Origin of the sequence: Moorena producens PAL-8-15-08-1 (assembly GCF_001767235.1) — a bacterium.
Classification (GTDB): Bacteria; Cyanobacteriota; Cyanobacteriia; order Cyanobacteriales; family Coleofasciculaceae; genus Moorena; species Moorena producens_A.
In genome coordinates this window covers 929899-948706 of record NZ_CP017599.1, presented here as the reverse complement: position 1 = coordinate 948706, position 18808 = coordinate 929899, and the positions used below count along the sequence as shown (strand labels likewise).

17 protein-coding genes and 1 pseudogene are annotated in these 18808 nt (G+C 45.1%); 6 read left to right on the top strand and 12 right to left on the bottom strand.

Annotation, left to right across the window (positions count from 1 at the left end):
* Positions 1 to 349: 349 nt before the first annotated feature.
* Positions 350 to 1801, bottom strand: a complete 1452-nt coding sequence (locus tag BJP34_RS03675; protein ID WP_070391169.1) for a BCD family MFS transporter — start codon at positions 1799 to 1801, stop codon at positions 350 to 352.
* 15 nt (positions 1802 to 1816) lie between these two features.
* Entirely contained in the window at positions 1817 to 1978 is a 162-nt protein-coding gene (locus BJP34_RS42255) for a hypothetical protein (RefSeq protein WP_158516980.1), read from the bottom strand.
* A gap of 128 nt (positions 1979 to 2106) precedes the next feature.
* On the opposite strand from BJP34_RS42255, the gene BJP34_RS42250 reads away from it, so the two are divergent.
* Positions 2107 to 2301, top strand: a complete 195-nt coding sequence (locus BJP34_RS42250; protein ID WP_158516979.1) for a hypothetical protein — start codon at positions 2107 to 2109, stop codon at positions 2299 to 2301.
* A gap of 26 nt (positions 2302 to 2327) precedes the next feature.
* Here the strand turns inward: BJP34_RS42250 and BJP34_RS03670 are convergent, their stop codons facing one another.
* The 4 genes from BJP34_RS03670 to BJP34_RS03655 all read right to left on the bottom strand — a co-directional run bounded on the left by BJP34_RS03670 (position 2328) and on the right by BJP34_RS03655 (position 7601).
* The gene (locus BJP34_RS03670) at positions 2328 to 3137 is read right to left on the bottom strand and encodes a hypothetical protein (RefSeq protein ID WP_070391168.1); all 810 of its coding nucleotides are present in this window, start codon (positions 3135 to 3137) and stop codon (positions 2328 to 2330) included.
* Between the two features lie 237 nt (positions 3138 to 3374).
* Positions 3375 to 3602 (bottom strand): hypothetical protein, encoded by a 228-nt coding sequence (locus tag BJP34_RS03665; RefSeq protein WP_149030770.1) that lies wholly within the window; start codon positions 3600 to 3602, stop codon positions 3375 to 3377.
* 32 nt (positions 3603 to 3634) lie between these two features.
* Positions 3635 to 4711 carry a magnesium-protoporphyrin IX monomethyl ester (oxidative) cyclase gene (gene acsF, locus BJP34_RS03660; protein ID WP_070391167.1) on the bottom strand — a complete coding sequence of 359 codons (1077 nt, stop codon included), beginning with the start codon at positions 4709 to 4711 and terminating at the stop codon, positions 3635 to 3637.
* A 589-nt stretch (positions 4712 to 5300) separates the two neighbouring features.
* Complete coding sequence (locus BJP34_RS03655) at positions 5301 to 7601, bottom strand: pyridoxal phosphate-dependent decarboxylase family protein (protein ID WP_083304985.1); 2301 nt, start codon at positions 7599 to 7601, stop codon at positions 5301 to 5303.
* Positions 7602 to 8056: 455 nt separating this feature from the next.
* On the opposite strand from BJP34_RS03655, the gene BJP34_RS46985 reads away from it, so the two are divergent.
* Positions 8057 to 8269, top strand: coding sequence for a hypothetical protein (locus tag BJP34_RS46985; RefSeq protein WP_070391166.1), 213 nt, complete (start codon positions 8057 to 8059; stop codon positions 8267 to 8269).
* A 39-nt stretch (positions 8270 to 8308) separates the two neighbouring features.
* Positions 8309 to 8557, top strand: a pseudogene (locus BJP34_RS46980) (TerB family tellurite resistance protein); the annotation flags it as partial.
* Positions 8558 to 8888: 331 nt separating this feature from the next.
* Here the strand turns inward: BJP34_RS46980 and BJP34_RS03640 are convergent.
* Complete coding sequence (locus tag BJP34_RS03640; RefSeq protein ID WP_229424231.1) at positions 8889 to 9818, bottom strand: pentapeptide repeat-containing protein; 930 nt, start codon at positions 9816 to 9818, stop codon at positions 8889 to 8891.
* A 472-nt stretch (positions 9819 to 10290) separates the two neighbouring features.
* Between BJP34_RS03640 and BJP34_RS03635 the strand changes: the two genes are divergently transcribed.
* Positions 10291 to 10473: a hypothetical protein gene (locus BJP34_RS03635; RefSeq protein ID WP_149030769.1), complete on the top strand. Its 183-nt coding sequence runs from the start codon at positions 10291 to 10293 to the stop codon at positions 10471 to 10473.
* 208 nt (positions 10474 to 10681) lie between these two features.
* On the opposite strand, the gene BJP34_RS03630 is transcribed toward BJP34_RS03635, so the two are convergent.
* From BJP34_RS03630 to BJP34_RS38585, 5 genes are all read right to left on the bottom strand, one after another.
* Positions 10682 to 10909: a hypothetical protein gene (locus BJP34_RS03630; RefSeq protein ID WP_070391162.1), complete on the bottom strand. Its 228-nt coding sequence runs from the start codon at positions 10907 to 10909 to the stop codon at positions 10682 to 10684.
* Positions 10896 to 12359, bottom strand: a complete 1464-nt coding sequence (locus tag BJP34_RS03625) for a pentapeptide repeat-containing protein (protein ID WP_083304983.1) — start codon at positions 12357 to 12359, stop codon at positions 10896 to 10898. Before BJP34_RS03625 ends, BJP34_RS03630 begins: the two co-directional genes overlap by 14 nt.
* A 571-nt stretch (positions 12360 to 12930) precedes the next feature.
* Positions 12931 to 14811 carry a pentapeptide repeat-containing protein gene (locus BJP34_RS35980; protein ID WP_168166493.1) on the bottom strand — a complete coding sequence of 627 codons (1881 nt, stop codon included), beginning with the start codon at positions 14809 to 14811 and terminating at the stop codon, positions 12931 to 12933.
* A gap of 709 nt (positions 14812 to 15520) precedes the next feature.
* Positions 15521 to 16576, bottom strand: a complete 1056-nt coding sequence (locus BJP34_RS03615) for a DUF2996 domain-containing protein (RefSeq protein ID WP_229424230.1) — start codon at positions 16574 to 16576, stop codon at positions 15521 to 15523.
* Positions 16577 to 16645: 69 nt separating this feature from the next.
* Positions 16646 to 16897: a hypothetical protein gene (locus BJP34_RS38585; RefSeq protein WP_149030768.1), complete on the bottom strand. Its 252-nt coding sequence runs from the start codon at positions 16895 to 16897 to the stop codon at positions 16646 to 16648.
* 66 nt (positions 16898 to 16963) lie between these two features.
* On the opposite strand from BJP34_RS38585, the gene BJP34_RS42245 reads away from it, so the two are divergent.
* On the top strand, positions 16964 to 17122 hold the full coding sequence (locus tag BJP34_RS42245; RefSeq protein ID WP_158516978.1) for a hypothetical protein: 159 nt from the start codon (positions 16964 to 16966) through the stop codon (positions 17120 to 17122).
* 255 nt (positions 17123 to 17377) lie between these two features.
* Positions 17378 to 18724: a serine/threonine-protein kinase gene (locus BJP34_RS03610; protein ID WP_070391161.1), complete on the top strand. Its 1347-nt coding sequence runs from the start codon at positions 17378 to 17380 to the stop codon at positions 18722 to 18724.
* Positions 18725 to 18808: the final 84 nt, after the last annotated feature.

Below are 18808 nucleotides of genomic sequence, written 5' to 3'. Positions count from 1 at the left end.
AATTCAAGTAGGGTGGGCAAAGTTATCTTATCTAGAAGACTCATGTGAACCAAAATGTTTTTGCCCACCCTACAAGCTAAAATTTGGTATTTTATTTTTTGGCTACTCCCTTACCTCAATAGGGAACGCGCACCAAGAAAGCGTTCGCGTAGCGTGGCCTACGGCCAATCGCATTCAACAGACCTAATAACCTTGGCCTTTTGGCCACGCTACGCGAATAACCTTCTGGTGCGTTACGGGGCGGGCTTTCCCAACACTTGCTACGAGGTTGAATATGATGGCAAGCCCACCCCTAACGCACCCTACGCCTGCATTCTAAATTCTAAATTCTACATTCTACATTCTTCCTTCAACCATCCAAATCTCCTTCCATCACAGCTGCGATCGCATCTTTAGCATTATCCTGGAATTCCTTGAAATTCACTTTACCCAGGAACCAAATTGCTACTATCATCCCTGCGGATTGGAGAGCAAACACGACACCATAAGCCAAGACTGGGGTAGTAAAAATTGCTCTACCTACATCAAGGATCACACCACCGCTGGCTACTGCTATGCCTCGTGACATGGCTTGGGCTAATCCCCATGCTCCCACAAAAGTGCCAGCCGCTTCTGCTGCGGTTAGGTCTAACATCAAACTCAGAGCCCCTGTGGTAGCGATACCAGTAGATAAACCAAATAAGAGTAAGGTTCCCTGGAATAGCTGAGCATTTCTGGTAAATCCTGACATAATAATCAAGATAAAGCAGATAGATACCGCTAGACAGCCTAATTGAGTGGTTTTGCGCTTACCCAAATTGGGAATTAGGAAAAAGCCAGTCGCGCTCAAGCTCATCAACATCCCAATCCCCCAGTAGCTATTCAGTAGAGAAGTTTGAGGAATTGACATATTAAAGACCTCTCCCCCATAGGGTTCTAGCACTGCTTCCTGGAGAAATAGGCTGATGGTCATGATCACCAAAAAGGTGAAAAACAGGCCAGTTTGGGGACTAGCAGTTAATAGTTTTAGGGATTGGCCCAAGGTAATCTGGTCTTCGCGATTCGCTAGGATAGAACGGGAAGAATAGCGCGAGTATTTTTTCTCGATTCCAAAGGTGGCTAATACCGCTAGCCCGAACACCATTAAGGGTACGAAGAAAAACAGCCCAGTAATTGATGACCGCAATACTTCCAGGGATGCATCAACATTATCTAATCCCTTCAGCAAAATTTTGCTGCTGATGCCGCCAATCGCAATACCCACAGTCATCATTGACCAGGTAATACCGATTAATTTGCTACGGTTGTCTTCATCAGAAATATCCACTAATAAGGTCACAAAGGTAGTGGAACTCATACCCACAGCCATACCGTAGAGAGCAAAAACTAGAGCCCCAAGAGCGACCCAACTATAGGCTGGAATTGACCATGTCCAACCTCCAGCCCCTTCGACGAGATTGCCCAATTGCCAAGTGATTTGTACCGCTAAGGATAGGATTATCATAAATAACCCACTTCCCATCCAGACGTAACCAGTACGGTGATATCCAAAGACGGGTTTAGTATCCGAGAGCTGACCAAACCATACCCGGGCTGGGGCAACAAACAGCGAAATGGCTAGGAGGCTCCCGGTAATTGAGGCTGGAATACCTAGCTCGTCGATCATCACTCGGTTGAGCACTCCTAGGGTGAGCACTGCCAAGACCCCTAATCCCATCTGGAATAGACCAAGCCGGAACATGGTAAATAGATTAATTTTGGGAAGTGTTTGGTGCTTTGCCAAGGATGGAGGCTCAGACTTGACTACATTACTGGTTTTCATCGGTAGAGTTTTACTTTAGTGTGGGGAAACAGAGGGAATCGGGAATCGGGAATCGGGAATCGGGAATAGTAGGAACGAGATCCGAGGATTGTTTGGTGTTATAGCGCTACGCCCAAGGCAAAAGGCAAGAGGCAAGAGGCAAAAGTTGACTACAACAGCTTTTGCTGCTTGTATCAATGTCAAACACTTTAATGCGTAGTGCTATATGAGAAATTAGCATTGGGTTTCATGATCGATTTGCATATGCTATAGGTAAATGCTATAGCGAAATGGCTTAGATCAAATCCCTAACATGGGTTATCTTGATGGGCTCGATCAATGGGATTGGCCGTAGGCCACGCGGGGCGCGTTCGCTCTATACTCCCGATTCCCGATTCCCGATTCCCGACTCCCGACTCCCGACTCCCGACTCCCGACTCCCGACTCCCGACTCCCGATTCCCGACTCCCGATTCCCGATTCCCGATTCCCGAACCAGATGTAAAAAACCTACCCCTGTGAGCCACACCTCCCACCCTCTCAACATCTCAGGGCATCCATTCCAACCCAATCCCCACCCGACTATCCTTATTTTCGATAGAATTCTGTTTCTCAATATCCGTAGCAAGCCGCAAATTGGGAGTAATGGCATAACCAAAGGAAAGCTTGCTTATCCCGACCTCATCACTACTGCCAATAGAAACAAAACTTTGAGTGAAGGAAATATCAGCGGCACCAGTCCGAGACAAAACCAATAGCAACCGTGCTCCCACATTTACCCCATCGGTAGAGTAACCATCAGTCTCCAAATTGCGATAACCCACCATCGGGGCAACATTAAAATAACTCCCTAACGGCCGCACATAATACCGCAAATCTACCCCAAAGGTTTCCCGCTCACCATTAAAGGAAGCCTGATAATCTCCACTCACCGTTAAGCCAGAATTACCAATAAAAACATCTTCTACTCCCACATTCACCCCTGCGGCTTGTCCATTAGAGGGAAACTGGGAGTAACCGAACCGCAAGCGAGTGCGAAAACTGGGTTGATTGCGAATATCCTGCCAAACATCCGGCACCTCCTCTAGCCAACGCTGTAGCACCGGACTGCCTTCGATTACCTCTGGACTTAAATCCAACTCCTGGGCTGCTGAATTACCAGGAGGATCAGACTGGGGGGACTCTGGTAATTGATCTGGAGTAGGCTGAGGCGGATTGCCCTGGGTTTCCTCTTGGTTGCCTGTAGTCGAGTCCGGTACTGGCACCGTTTGACTCCCAGCTCGGTAAGCAACTGTGAAGGTAAAGGTTAGTCCCAGTAATCCCGTTTTTAGATACTTAAGTCCCAAATTTTTTAACACTCAACAATAAAAAATACACTAACAGAACTGACGCACCTATACCGATAAAACTTCTGTCATTCTTGTATCATTTCCGGATCTAAGGGAATAGGGAGTAGGGAGTAGGGAGTAGGGAGTAGGGAGTAGGGAGCAGGGAGCAGGGAGCAGAGGGAGAGGGTTTTACGGTTTGTTTTTTAACGGAATAAAATTCAATTTAAATGCACAACAGGTTAAGTATTAGAAACGTTATATTTACCGTTACTCAAAATCTGCCCCATCTCCCCATCTCCCTATCTCCCTATCTCCCCATCTCCATATCTCCCCACACTCCCCAAACTTAAAGCACTTACCACCCGACTCCCGATTCCCGATTCCCGATTCCCGATTCCCGATTCCCGATTCCCGATTCCCGATTCCCGATTCCCGATTCCCGACTCCCAGCGTAAGTCCAAAAAAAAGTGATCCTACATAAAGTAGGATCACCACAAAAACGAAGCTAACAGTTAGCGGAGCAAACTTTAGATCATAGAACCCTGTTTAGAAGTCATATCAATGGGCTTGATCAGGTACAATTTCAGGAGCTGCCAGGCATTAGACATGTAGAGGGGCAACTTCTGGAATAGTTGCAAGAACTTAGGCGTATTTGAGTTAGCGATCGCTCTCAGCTTATCATTATTCCGGACACAAATCTCCAGACGCTCATAAAATTCCGGATGGTCTACATCCAGAATAACTGGGAAGACCCTTCCTGAGGTGTCATTAGTCTTCTCAATCACATGCTTATCATACTCACGAGCATCTAAACCAATGGAGGCATAAAATCCATACCGCTGAACATCATTCAGATACATAGTGGCAAACACCGACAGCAAGAAGAATCTTGACCAAAGCTTAGCCTGCCAATCATTCAGCGTATTCGGCTGGGCTCTCATGATTGCATCAAAGAAATCCCCATGACGGTTTTCATCCTGACACCAGTTTTCAAAGAACCGGAAAATTGGATAGATTCGGTCTTCAGGATTGGCTTCTAAATGGCGATAGATAGTAATGTAGCGCCAATAGCCAATCTTCTCAGACAGATAAGTAGCGTAGAAAATAAACTTGGGCTGAAAGAAGGTGTACTTCTTGCTCTTTGTCAGGAATCCCAAATCCAGCTGTAGATTGAAATCTGACATAGCCTTGTTCAGGAATCCCGCATGACGTGCCTCATCACGAGACATCAGGTTAAAGCACTCTGCCAGTACAGGATTTTTATTCTTTAAGCGCCGTCCCAATTCCTTGTAGAGCAAGAAACCAGAGAATTCCGCTGTACAGGAACGTTCCAGAAACTCAACAAATAACCGGCGTTTTTCCCCATCAATGTGGTTCCAGGATTGATTAAACTCCTCATCCCGGACAAAATGGTGACGATTGTAGTCCGCTCGAAACTCTTCCAGGATGGCTTCCAGTTCATCCTGATTAGGCGAGAGGTCCATCTTCGCCATTGCTTCAAAGTCAGTAGTGTAGAACCGGGGAGTTAGGAGCGTGTCCTTCGCCGGAACCTTTACACCGGGTCGGATTTCTTCAAAATCAGGTTTTTTAAGGGAATCTACCATCTTAAGCTCTTGCTTGCTTGTTATAGTTGCTTACCATTCTCGGTGGCCTGGTGTGGACAGATCCGGGTCACTCAACCCAGCCCAAACCAATGACAATGACCTAGCAATCGGGATCAGCTCGTGAAACCAGAAAGATTCCCCACATAGGGGACACAAGGAAACACCTTGCCCCAGGGTCAGTTTCACCAATCAATTACGATTGCTATATATTGCTATATATTGCTTTATGAGTTTACCAGGGTATTGGTGATCTCAAGCGCTTTTTTTTGTTAAGAGTTGCAACGTAATTTGAAGTTTTATAACATTTTGCCCCTGCCGTAGCTTAAACCTGAATCCTTAAGCAAACCTGAAAGCTTAACCAAACCTGAACGGTGAAAGCTGTTACATAACTTAACTAAAGGAATTATTTAATAAAGTTTTTCAATCAAGTTATTCCCTTTTTCGTTATCATCTTTATAGTTTTGACATAAAAATGGGGATTTTCAAGGGGGAACCGTTCCGACTCCCCCTTTTTTTTAGGTCAATATTCAGCTATTTGCTGATAGCTTAATGTTTACTTTTAAACAACATTTAAACAACAGAAGAACTGTTAAGAAGAACTGTTGTTCATTTCTGCAAGAACTTGGAGTACCACTTTATCTAACTCCGCAATAATAGTGTCGAGGAACCAACTACCATCTAAGTTCTCAGCAATCCATGGATCCATGACCACTGATCGCATCACGGTGATTTCCTTATCTTGTTCAGAATTTACAGGAGCTGGAAGTTGTAACAACCGTTGTTTGTAATTATTGAAAAACTCTTCTCCGTAATAATCTTTCTGAAAGTCTGTGGTGCTAACTAGCACATTATACTGGGCATTAACATTTTCGTCTTCTTCTTCTGGAAGCACTAGCTTCAAACTGATCCGATCATAGATCTTACGATTGAATTCATTAGCTGCTTCTAAGTCTTGGTTCCAATTTCCCTCACTGTTCTTGAAATTAAAAGCATAAGTGAGAATATTGAGGTCTGCTCCTGTCTCCTTCAGCAATTCTAGGGCTTCGGTATGCTCACCATTCAAGATCTCCTTAGGACGCTTTCCAGCTAATAGGCTGCGTAGCTTGTCTCTGAATTCTTTTTTACTGGCATAATTGCTAATTGGTCCTTCTGGGTCTTCTATTGGTACTGGAAACACGCCATAGCCTTGGGCTGACTCACTCAGCTCCAGCAGCTTCCAGTGGAACATTTTGCAGTTGTATAAGGTTCGACCAAGGATTTTGCCGTATCCTGAGGGTTCTGGTGGGATAACCTTATGGCTTAGGTATACTCCTGCTGCTGCGGCACCGGGTTTCGACCCTTCAATGCCGTAAGTTCCTAAAAGATATTCATCTTGTCCTTCAGAGCCTTCACCGGTATTGGTGTAGGGAGCCTCGAAGGCAATTAGACTCCGCATCAACATGTTCCGATAGCACAGTGCCCCGGCTGGATAAGGCATGTAACCCGTCTTATGAGGGTCTACTGTAACTGTATCTGTTCGGTAAAGGTTATCGTATTGTGCATACACATAATCGCTCATGGGCAGAACAGGCACTGGTTCATCAGCCTCTGTGCTGACGGGTACAGCCTTCGTTTCCAGCATCGCCGCAAAATAGCCACCCCATGCCGCATCAGCATGTACAGCAAATTCAATGTTTTGGGGGCGATACTTATTATCCCGTAGATCCAAAACTGTCTTGAGTGGATCGACGTTTCCTTCTTCCGTGGTACCAAGTACTCCTACCACCGTGATCACTGGCCGCTTTTCGCTTAGACACTGATCAATCTGTTCTTCCAAAATAGTAGAGTTCATCCGTCCATGGATATCAAGGGGAATGCTCCGCATTTGGTTTGCTCCTACACCCAGGATGGCTGCTCCCTTGGGCAAGGAGTAATGCTTGGAACCGGGTACAAAGATCACCGGCGTCTGGATATCAGTATCTTGCAAAAATATCTTGGTAAAGTCTACGAAACCCAGGTTTTGGAGAGTGTAGGGAGAGGTGGCTTCTGTGACTGTGTCTGGTTGAATTTGATATTCTTTTAGCAACCTCTCTGAGAGACCCAGAATCTCATCTATCCCCAAATTCAAAGTTGACCAAGGATCTAAGGTAGCCAGTTGAGCGTCATCTCCTGATGGCAGTTTTACCATCATGTTGTTAGCTACATAAAGAGGCGAATTTGAATCATTGAGAGGCTTTTGCAAGGAAAGGGGATAATACTTTAAGTTACGTGCAGCCCAAAGCGCCTCAATGTTAGCCGTTGAACCACCGCAGGTCAGGTGTCCCCAGGGCTCTGGGATGCCTTCGGTATCGTATTGATAGCCAACCATCTCGCAGATGTCTTTAGCCGCCTCAACTTCTAAGACGGTGGTGAAGGGAGCCGCTTCAATAGCAGTATTGTTCTGGTTATAGAGCATCCCAGCAAAGTAGCCAGCCATTCCTGCTAGAGTCTGGTCCCAGAGCATGTGTCCCTGATAGCGCATGCTGAAAAACGGACCTGAATTCCGCAGCTCCGTCAGAAGCTCGTTCAATTCTGTGCGCAGTAATGTTACTGCTTGCTGGAAACCCTCATCGGCTTTAACTTCCTCTGGAATTGGGGAAGGATCTTCAGGATGGAAGTTGTTGCGCCAATCAATGTGATCGGAAAGTGCTTGGGTAATCAGCTCTTGGAAAAGAGCTGCATTCTCACCCTTGGGTCCTAAAAACCAAGATTCAACATTGCGCTCAGTTTCACCCTCACCACCGAGCATTTCTTCTATGGGCTTACCCTTTGGCTTTCCCTGTCCCTTACCCTTAGGGGTTTTACGAGTAGCAGCTAACTTACTAACCGCTTTCCGTAATTTCTTCAATCCGCTCCCTTTATAGTTTTCCATTGAGTTAATCAGCCTTTTTTTATAAATGCCATGTAAATATTACATTTAAATGAATAACTCAATAGTCTTTAGTCATAAAAATTTACGGTTATCAATTGGGTTAGGTACATGTTTTTAGGGAGTACGGAACAGGGAATCGGGAATCGGGAATCGGGAATCGGGAATCGGGAATAGAGAAAAAATTATGTTTACCTCATAAATAGTATAAACCCTATAAATACACCCCTTTTCTTAATCTTTGGGTTTGAGATGATGAATTATGAAAAAATGTCTACGTTACAAGCTCCGTTCCCTGTTCCCTAAAACCTTAGGTGTGCTAATGCACGTCAACTTTTGCCTCTTGCCTCTTGCCTAAAGCCCTTGCGCGTAGCGCTATACATTGAGTTGACAAATTGCACTAAAGTTGCTTCAATCAAACTGAATATGCTCAAAACTAATAAAAAAAGGATAAAAATATGACCAGTGGCAAAACTGTCCAACTGAGCAAATATGCTGAGCATAAATATGGCTTTTATTCTAACACTTCAGTTGATTTGGAGGTGGGGGTAAATTACGGCTGCGCCTTATTGGCGATCGCTGGAGCGGATGGAGAACTCGCAGAAGAAGAATTACAGTGGTTTATTGACGAACAAGAAATGATGGCGGAAGACTCTGAAGCTGTTGAATAGTACGTTGAAACCCTCCGCAAATTCGATTGGAAAAATGCTAACATTGAAGAGCTATTGAGTGGAATCAAGTATGATTTTTCATTGAATTTTCGCCGCTCTATGTTGTACCAAGCGATCAAAATGAGTCGAGCTGATGGGGACTACCATGAAAAAGAAAAAGCAGCAGTGGCTAAAGCGGCGGAAATTTTAGGAGTTGAACCCAGCGTGGTTGTTAGCCTAGAGTCCGTGGCGGAAATGGAAGAGACAGCCGATCGACTGCGGATTGCTTTATTTGAAACAAATGGTTAATTCTGGTTGACAGCTTTTTAAAGAGGATTTCGATCTACTTGCCTTATAAGTAAATTAAAATCCTCATCAACCACCACTGATTATACTCTTTGAGTTCAGTCAAGACCATTGGATGCGTGGCTCTATTTTGGAATTAGGAACCTAGTAGAGTATCTACGCTAAAATTGTGGGTTAATTACTATTCCAAACGCTATCTACTTTAGAGGAAATGGTTGGGGGTATTGAGTATCTGTAAGCGTTTGCTTAGCGTGGCCTACGGTCAATCCCATTTGTTTGATTGAAGCTTACCGGATTCCAAAAAATTTTCAGCACCCCATAATTTCCGTAATCCCTATCTTTTGCTAGGGCTAAGACTTTCAGAGCTATCCCCTGGAAAATCCTCCTCAAAAATTGCTCCTCGTTTAATTAGGTCACGCTTCATATATTCATCAATTCCTAAGTTATTTCCAAATCGGGCTTTTTTAACTTTAGCACCAATTAAGTTGGTACCACTCAGGTCAGCACCCCTAAGGTCGGCACCAATCAAGTTGGAATCACTTAAGTCGGCAGCACTTAGGTGGGCACTATTCAGGTAGGCACCCCTGAGGTGGGCACTATTCAGGATAGCATCACTCAGGTCGGCACCACTCAGGATGGTATAACTCAGGTCGGCATCACTTAGGTCAGCATTACTGAGGTTGGCACCAATCAGGTTGGCATCACTCAGGTTAACATTACTCAGGTCCGCATCACTCAGGTCCGCATTACTCAGGTCTCGACGCACAGCTCCACGGCTAGCAATCTCTTCCACTAGAGGCCATTTCTGATCAAACTCGTTATTTTGATCATCCTCTAACCTTTCGCTCAAAATTTCAATATCTTGAACAGGAAAACCCCTTAATTCTTTGATTTCTCCTGACTTTATCCGAGATACAAGCCGTTCGATATCCTCTGAAGAACCCTCTACAATTAATCGGATACTGCCTGGTTTAATATCAATAATGTTTATACTGTCTCCTGAATAGTCTCGTAAAATAGATTGAATAAATTTTAAATTTTTAACTGAATCTATATCCCCTTCTAATATGATAACAGCTTTAATTGTTTCACTTTGTTTATCGATTACAGTCACTTTGCGCCTAGGTGCTTGCCCTTGCTCCACCCCCTCCACCAGCTCTAAGCTACTACTCTCATTTCTGGTTAGCGGTTGGGATGGGTTTTCCTCTGCTATTCCCGCGATTTCTTTCCAGTCTAGGGTCAGTGCCTGACATATCCGTTTCAAAGAATCCAACTGAATTGATTTAAAATTAAAAAACTTTGTCACTGTAGAGCGACTTAGACGTTGTGATTTTGCAAAGTTACTTTTAGAATCAAATCCTAGCCTGATTAAAGCTTTCTCAGCTTTCTCTATACCTTTTGACGAGGCAGTAATAGTTAGTTTTTTTTTTCTTGGCTAGATTCTTTCATAGTCTGGCTATTTTTTTTAACTATAGTAATAGTTTGAATAGTGTTTTCCAATTCAAGAGAGTAAGCGATGCAGCCCTAAATGACAAAACTCAATAATTCCCTGACCCAAAGTTTCCTATTCCCTGCCGCCAGCGCCATAACCTTTAGCGCAATCACAACTCAGTCACAAGACAATCAAACAAAAGCCAAGATATATTAGCAACTAATCCATTCGACAGTCAAGGGTTCGGTTTTTGTGGGTAACCATTAAAAGTAGCAGTCAAGCTTACCAGTTACAACAAAAACCTATGGCTCATAAAACTCTGAAAATCAAAGAAATGGTTCAAGCTGCTATTATCTCCATATTACTTGGGGGGTCACTTACCCTAGCGGTAATTGATGAACAATACCGCTCCACGTTTATGGATATGGCAAAAATAGGTCTTGGAGGCTATCTGGGACTTTCACTACCTAAGTCTAAAGGGAAATAAAATGATAACGCTAGGATAGGGAACAGGATTTTTTCCCTGTTCCCTAAAATCCACAACTTGTGTACCTCACCGAATTGATAATTGCTATAGCTGGATTATGCGATTGCTCTAGACTAATTCGTTGACATTGCTTAATAATGGAATGATTTGAAGAGTTTTGTGGAACCGGGATCTTGGTGGAACCGGCATCTTGCCGGTGATCAATATTTCACCGTGGAACCGGCATCTTGCCGGTAATCAATATTACCAGGCAGGCAGGATGCCCACCCCACTGATATTGATCCCAATATTTAGCAATGTCCATTTTCTGGTTTAAGCGTTCGCGTAGCGTGGCCAAAGGCCAATCGCGTTTTTTGGTTGATGCGATCGCATTATTTGCTTTAAGCGATCGCGTAGCGTGGCCAAAGGCCAATCGCATTCTGTCAATTGATCGCATTTGTTTGCGGGATTTGGCTAGAAGTAACAATTTCCGAGCTATCCCCTGGTACATCCTCAAACATTGCGCCTCGTTCAATTAGGTCAAGCTTGATGGATTCATCAATGCCTGAGTTATCTCCGAATTGGGTATTGTCCACAATAGCACGACTGAGCTGGGCATTAGTTAAGTCCGCACTCTTTAGGTTGGCATCAGTGAGGTCGGCAGGACTGAGGTTGGCACCACTGAGGTTGGCACCACTGAGGTTGGCACCACTGAGGTCGGCAGGACTGAGGTTGGCATCAGTGAGGTCGGCACCACTGAGGTTGGCACCACTGAGGTCGGCACGACTAAAGTTGGTATAATTGAGCTCAGCAACACTGAGGTTGGTACCACTGAGGTCGGCACGAACCAGCCTGGCATCATTGAGGTTGGCACGACTGAGGTTACTATGACTGAGGTTGCCATGACTGAGGTCGGCCTTATACAGGTTAGCAGCCCTCAGGTCGGCAGCCCTCAGGTCAGAACCCTTCAGCTGGGCACGACTGAGGTCGGCACCCTTCAAGTCGGCATCCCTGAGGTTGGCAGCACTGAGCTTGGTATAATTCAGGTTGGCACCCTTGAGCTGGGCATCACTGAGGTTAGCACCACTGAGATTCGCACTACTTAGGTCAATACCCTTGAAGTGGACACGACTCAGGTCAGCACCACTGAGGTTCGCACCACTCAAGTCAGCACGACTAAGGTCAGCACCACTCAGGTCAACATCACTCAGGTCAACACCGTTCAAGTCTCGACCCGCAGCTCCAGTACTGACAATCTCTTCCACTAGACGCCATTTAGGATCAAGCTCTTTATTTTGATCATCATCTAACCTTGTGTTCAAAATTTTAATATCTTGAACAGGAAAACCGCTTATTTCTGTTACTTCTCCTGATTTGAACTGAGATACAAGCCGTTCGATATCTTTTTGATAACCTTCTACAATTAATTGGATGCTGTCTCGTTTAATATCACTAATTTTTATAGTCTCTCCTGAAGAGTTTTGTAAACTAGATTCAATCCGTTTTAAAAGTTCAGCTGAATCTATATCCCCTGTTAAGACGATAGATGCTTTAATTGTTTCAGTTTGTCTATCGATTACAGTTACTTCAAGCGGTGGTTGCTGTTGTTCCACCAGCTCTGAGCTACTGCCATCATTTTCGCTTACTGCTTCCGATTGGTTTTCCTCTCCTATTCCCGCAATTTCTATCCATTTTAATTTCAGAGCCTGGCAGATCCGTTTAAAGGAATCCAGCTGAATTGGTTTTAAATTAAAAAACTTCGTCACTATACTGTCACTTAGACCTTGGAATTTTGCCAAATTACTTTCCGACTCAAAATCTAGCTTGGTCAACGCTGCTTTGGCTTTATCTACACCAGTTGACGACGCGGTTATAGTTAGTGTTTTATAAGGGGTTTCTTGACTCATTTTGGTTATAACAGGTAACAGTAGTAACGATATCCGAGGAGTTTTTGGTGTTATATTAAATCAGTATTTTTTGGCTGCTCCCAGCTCTTACACTAATTCGTTTTGTAGCGTGCTCAACCGCAGAATCAGTGTTTTTGATGTTAACTGATAGTTTGGCGTTGCTAAATTGAAGTATGAATCCGCGATCGTTTGGTATTGTGCAAGCCCCCTAAATCCCCCAACCTTGGGGGACTTTAAGAGTTTTGTTCCCCCCAAAATTGGGGGGCTAGGGGGGCGGAGGACTTTAAGAGTTTTGTTCCCCCCAAAATTGGGGGGCTAGGGGGGCGGAGGACTTTAAGAGTTTTGTTCCCCCCAAAATTGGGGGGCTAGGGGGGCGGAGGACTTTAAGAGTTTTGTTCCCCCCAAAATTGGGGGGCTAGGGGGGCGGAGGACTTTAAGAGTTTTGTTCCCCCCAAAATTGGGGGGCTAGGGGGGCGGAGGACTTTAAGAGTTTTGTTCCCCCCAAAATTGGGGGGCTAGGGGGGCAAAATCATACCCATAATCAGCAAAGCAGTAACAATTTCCGTAATCCCTATCTTTCACTAGGGGTAACACTTTCCGAGCTATCCCCTGCTACATCCTCAAACATTGCCCCCCGTTTAATTAAGTTACCCTTGATGGATTCATCAAGTCCTGAGTTATCTCCGAATTGGGTATTGTCCACGATAGCACGACTGAGCTTAGCATCAGTGAGGTCGGCACTCTTTAGGTTGGCATCAGTGAGGTCAGCACTACTGAGATTCGCACTACTAAGATTCGCACTACTCAAATCCGCACTACTCAAATCCGCACTACTGAGATTTGCACTACTGAGGTTGGCACCCTTAAGCTTGGCACCACTTAAGTCGGCATGATCCAGGCTGACACTACTGAGGTTGGCACCACTGAGGTTAGCACCGCTGAGGTCAGCATCACTGAGGTTGAAACGGCTCAAGTTGAAACCACTGAGTTCAGCACCACTGAGGTTGACACGATGCAGGTTATCACCACAAAGGTTGGCACCACAAAGGTCAGCACCACTGAGGTTGGCACCCCTAAGGTTAATAAGATTTTTTGTGTTGAAATGAGTCAAGTTGGCATTCCTCAGCTTGGTATCACTAAGGTTGGCACCACTGAGGTTGGCACCCCTCAGGTCGGCACCCCTCAGGTCGGCACCCTTCAGGTTAGCACTACTCCCCTTGATAGTACTCAGTCTGGCACCCTTCAGGTTGGCATAACTGAGGTTAGCACTACTGAGGTAGGCAGCATTGAGGTGAACACCCTTGAGGTTGGCACCCTTCAAGTTGGCACCACTCAGCTTGGCACAACCCAGGTCAGCACGACTCAGGTCAGCACCACTGAGGTCAGCACCACTGAGATTAGCACTAGTGAGGTCAGCACCACTGAGGTCAGCACCACTGAGGTTGGCATCACTCAGGTCAACATCCTTCAAGTCTCGACCCATCGCTTCACCCCTGACAATCTCTTCCACTAGACGCCATTTAGAATCAAGCTCCTTATTTTCATTATCATCTGACTTTGTGCTCAAAATTTGAATATCTTGAACAGGAAAACCGTTTAATTCTTTCAGTTCTCCTGATTTTATCTGAGATACAAGCTGTTCAATCTCTTCTTTCTCATCCTCTACTATTAATCCTACAATTAATCGAATCCTGTCTTTTTTCATATCACTAATTGTGATAGTGTCTCCTGGATAGTCTCGTAAAATAGATTTAATTACTTTTAAATTTTGACTTGAATCGATATCCCCTTCTAAAACCAGAGACGTTTTAATAGTTTCAGTTTCTTTATCGATTACAGTCACTTTGCGCCTAGGTTTTTTCCCTGGCTCCACCACCTCTGAGCTACTCCTATCAGTAGAATGGGCATCCTGCCCGTTTGTGCTTACTGCTTCAGAATCTTGCCCGTTTGTGCTTACTGCTTCAGAATCTTGCCCGTTTGTGCTTACTGCTTCAGAATCCTGCCCGTTTGTGCTTACTGCTTCCGAATCCTGCCCGTTTGTGCTTACTGCTTCCGAATCCTGCCCGTTTGTGCTTACTGCTTCCGATGGATTTTCCTCTGCTATTCCCGCAATTTCTATCCATTTTAATTTCAGAGCCTGGCAGATCCGTTTAAACGAATCCAGCTGAATTGGTTTGAAATTAAAAAACTTCGTCACTATACTGTCACTGAGACCTTGGGATTTTGCCAAATTACTTTCCGACTCAAAATCTAGCCTGGTCAACGCTGCTTTAGCTGTTTCTAGACCAGTTGACGATGCCGTTATAGTTAGTGTTTTATAGGGGTTTTCTTGATAAAAATCTGTCATATCAGGCAATAGGGAACAGGGAACAGGGAACAGGGAATAGGGAAGAGGCAAGAGGCAAGAGGAACCCACCCCTAACCCCTCCCAGGAGGGGAAGGCAAGAGGCAAGAGGAACCCACCCCTAACCCCTCCCAGGAGGGGAAGGCAAGAGGCAAGAGGAACCCACCCCTAACCCCTCCCAGGAGGGGGAGGCAAGAGGCAAGAGGCAAGAGGTAAAAAATATTGTGTACCTGATTAGGCTAGAAAGCGAGTAATATCAAGTCCGGTTAAATACCCATAATTAAGGGAAGTGTGGGGAGATAGTGGATATTTTTATTAAGGGTAATTATCGTGACATGATATAAAGCTATGAGAGGAGTTTTTGGTGTTATGATAAAGCCATGCAGCACCTATTACCTTTTTTCTATTATCTTGGCGCAGCCTTATAGTAGTTAGCCCTAGTGAAAATACCGAATTATACAATTATAAAAACAAATAGTAGTAGCAACCAACCCCTTGGACAGTCAAGGGTTATGGTTGTTTCGTTGATGATTAAAATTAGCAGTAAAGTTTAACAGTTACAGAAAAAACTAATAAAGGAAACAATATTTTTTCCCACTCTCCCTACTCCCTACTCCCTACTCCCTACTCCCTACTCCCTACTCCCTACTCCCTACTCCCTACTCCCTACTCCCTGCTCCCTACTCCCTACTCCCTAAAACCAACCTTGTGATCGGGAGCGAAAGGTAGCGATCGCTCCAGGATCAAAACAGTTTGGATCTTGGTTGGTAGATTCGGTAAAAATCAGAAAATCTACCTAAACATTAGCCAAGACTTACTAATTCCACATTAGCCACTTCTGAGCATTTAGCCGTTGTATGGTGTAATGAACCATTAGAGGAAGAGTCACTTTCCGTTCATCAATCATAAATGACTCGATCGTACTAGGTTGAACACCATTAGCCGACGAAGAAAAAGCCTTTTGTTTTTTAATATCTTCGTCTAGGAAATAAAGGTTAAATTGACGTTGCCCATTTTGCCAACTCCCCATTACTTGCCAACAGTCATCCATTTGACTCAAACTCGGAATGGGGATTTTCTGTTTAGCAAAGGTCACATCTACATCATCAATACCTTGTTTGGCAAAAGCAGTCTTAAGGGCTGGCACATAATGTTGTTCCACAAATTCAGTAAAAGGTTTATCTTCAACTGCTGGTGGTTTGGCTTTTTTAGCTTTTGCCCCAGCAGCAGGCTTTTTAGCAGCAGGAGCCTTAGCCGCTGGTTTGTCTTCTGATTTTTCAGCAGGCTTTTTAGCCGCAGGGGCCTTAGCCGCTGGTTTGTCTTCTGATTTGCCCGCAGGCTTTTTGGCCGCAGGAGCCTTAGCCGCCGGTTTGTCTTCTGATTTAGCCGCAGGCGGTTGGTCTACGATCGCAGCAGGTTTCGGTTCAGTTATTTCAACCGGCGGTTGGTCTACTACAGCAGCAGGCTGGTCTGGTGATGGTGTAGGAGGTTTCGGTTCAGTTATTTCCACCGGCGGTTGGTCTACTACAGCAGCAGGCTGGTCTTCTGATGGTGTAGCAGGTATTGGTTCAGTTATTTCCACCGGCGGTTGGTCTACTACAGCAGCAGGCTGGTCTTCTGATTTAGCAACAGGCTGGTCTTCTGATGGAGCCGCAGGTATTGGTTCAGTTATTTCCACCGGCGGTTGGTCTACTACAGCAGCAGGCTGGTCTTCTGATGGTGTAGCAGGTATTGGTTCAGTTATTTCCACCGGCGGTTGGTCTACTACAGCAGCAGGCTGGTCTTCTGATTTAGCAGCAGGCTGGTCTGCTGATGTATCAGAAGGAGTATTTGCTTCCTCAGGGTTAGGTAAGGGTAGGGTTTCTTCCGCCATAGCTTACGTAAGTCGTTATCTTTAAGTCTGGATAATCCTATCTTACTGGGCAAGGGCTAGACAGATGGCTCAGGAGTCGGGAGTCGGGAGTCGGGAGTCGGGAATCGGGAGTCGGGAATCGGGAGTCGGGAATCGGGAATCGGGAGTCGGGAGTCGGGAGTCGGGAGTCGGGAGTCGGGAATCGGGAATCGGGAGTCGGGAATCGGGAATCGGGAATCGGGCAAAGCGGGAAATGGGAAGCATTCTGCGGACTTGAGCTAAATGCGATTGACCGTAGGTCACCCTACGCGATTGACCGTAGGTGACCCTACGCGAACGCATTTGTCATCCCATTTGTCAGTACTTTTCAGTAGTATAGCGGTTTCTAACCTAATGAGGTACACATAATTGTTTCTCTCTTGCCTCTTGCCTCTTGCCTCTTGCCTCTTGCCTCTTGCCTGTTCCCTATTCCCTACTCCCTACTCCCTATTCCCTATTCCCTATTCCCTACTCCCTACTCCCTACTCCCGATTCCCTATAGCTAGCTTTTTTCTCTTAACAGAGTAATTAACGACTAACACCTGATGCTCCAGAGGATGGCAAACCTGAAAGAACTATACTAAAGTATATGAGTACTGAAAATTAATCCTCAAAAAATTAATTTTCAGATTTAATAGCATGTAATTAATGCTATGGAAGTAATTGTATTATCAATATTATTTGAATTGAGGGTGTCTTAAACTAGTTGATAATCCTCCTAGGAGCCAGGGTAAATCTACTAAACCTAAACACGAAGCACGAAATAACTAACAACTAATCTATATGGTCTGGTCAGAGCAACAGCTGTTACATGGTGGTAAATACAAGATCGAGAAAATTCTTGGACGTGGCGCGTTTGGAATTACCTACAAAGCAGTCCATCAGTTACTCAATCAAGATGTTGTAATTAAAACACCACACGAAAGCCTGAGATTGGCTCCAGACTACCCCAACTATGGCCAAGAATTTATCAAGCACGGACAACTGCTGGCTCAACTGTCTGCTGACCTTGAATCCCTGGTCCAGGTCAGAGACTTGTTTCAAGAAGGAGATACCTACTGCCTCGTAATGGATTTTATTTCCGGGGAAAGTTTGTGGAATTTGGTACAACGCACAGGACCATTACCTGAAACTGATGCAGTAGAGTACATCACTCAAATTGGGTCAGCCTTGAATCTAATCCATGGAGTAGGGCTGGTGCATTTAGATATCAGCCCTCATAATATCGTGGTCAGTAACAGTGGCAAAGCCGTGTTGATTGACTTTGGTATTCCTGGGGATATACTCCGAGATAGTAATGTGTCGAGCCATATTGACAATAAACCATTTCGACCCTACGAGCTATACTACCAAGGCAGTCGTCACGCCACGGTGGATGTCTACTCTCTAGCGGCTTCGATGTACCATGCCGTAACTGGGCTAAATCCTACCGAGTCAATTTACCGCAAGTATGACGGTGAAGAGCTGGTGCCACCAAAGCAACTGGTTCCTAGTATTAGCGATCGCTTAAATCAAGTAATTCTCCAAGGCATGGCCTTAGAGCCAAAAGACCGTCCTCAGTCAGTCCAGCAATGGTTACAGCCCTTGAGTGAAAAGGATTATTTCATCTCTTTGAGTGAAGCTGATGACCTTAGTTCTGATGTAGGAGTAGATTACCGGCCATTACGGGATTTACTAATTCGTAGAAAGTGGCAAGAGGCAGATCAAGAAACTCTCGCTGTTATGCTCAAAGCAGCAGGACGAGAAGAAGAAGGCTGGCTTGACATCCCAGATATCAACACCTTTCCTTGTACAGACCTCTATACTCTCAACACCCTCTGGGTAAAGTACAGCAATGGGCGCTTTGGCTTTAGTGTACAGAAACAAATCTGGCAGAGCTTAGTGACCGAGAGTGTGCAGGTAACTCCTGGTGCCGATTATGAGTATGAAACTTACTGTCGCTTTGGCGATCAACTCGGATGGCACACCAACGAAAAGTGGCTAGATTACGTTGACCTGCCCTTCACCCTCAATGCTCCCCAGGGGCATCTACCAGTCAGCTATGTCGGATTCTTTTCCGGTTGGGCATACTTTGCCTTTTTTATGGGTGGCGTATCTCTCTTCTCTCGCCTTGAGATATGTAGTATTTAGCCGTATTTATAGCGGTTTGTAATTCGGTCTGGGTGTTAGGGAATCGGGAATCGGGAATCGGGAATCGGGAATCGGGAATCGGGA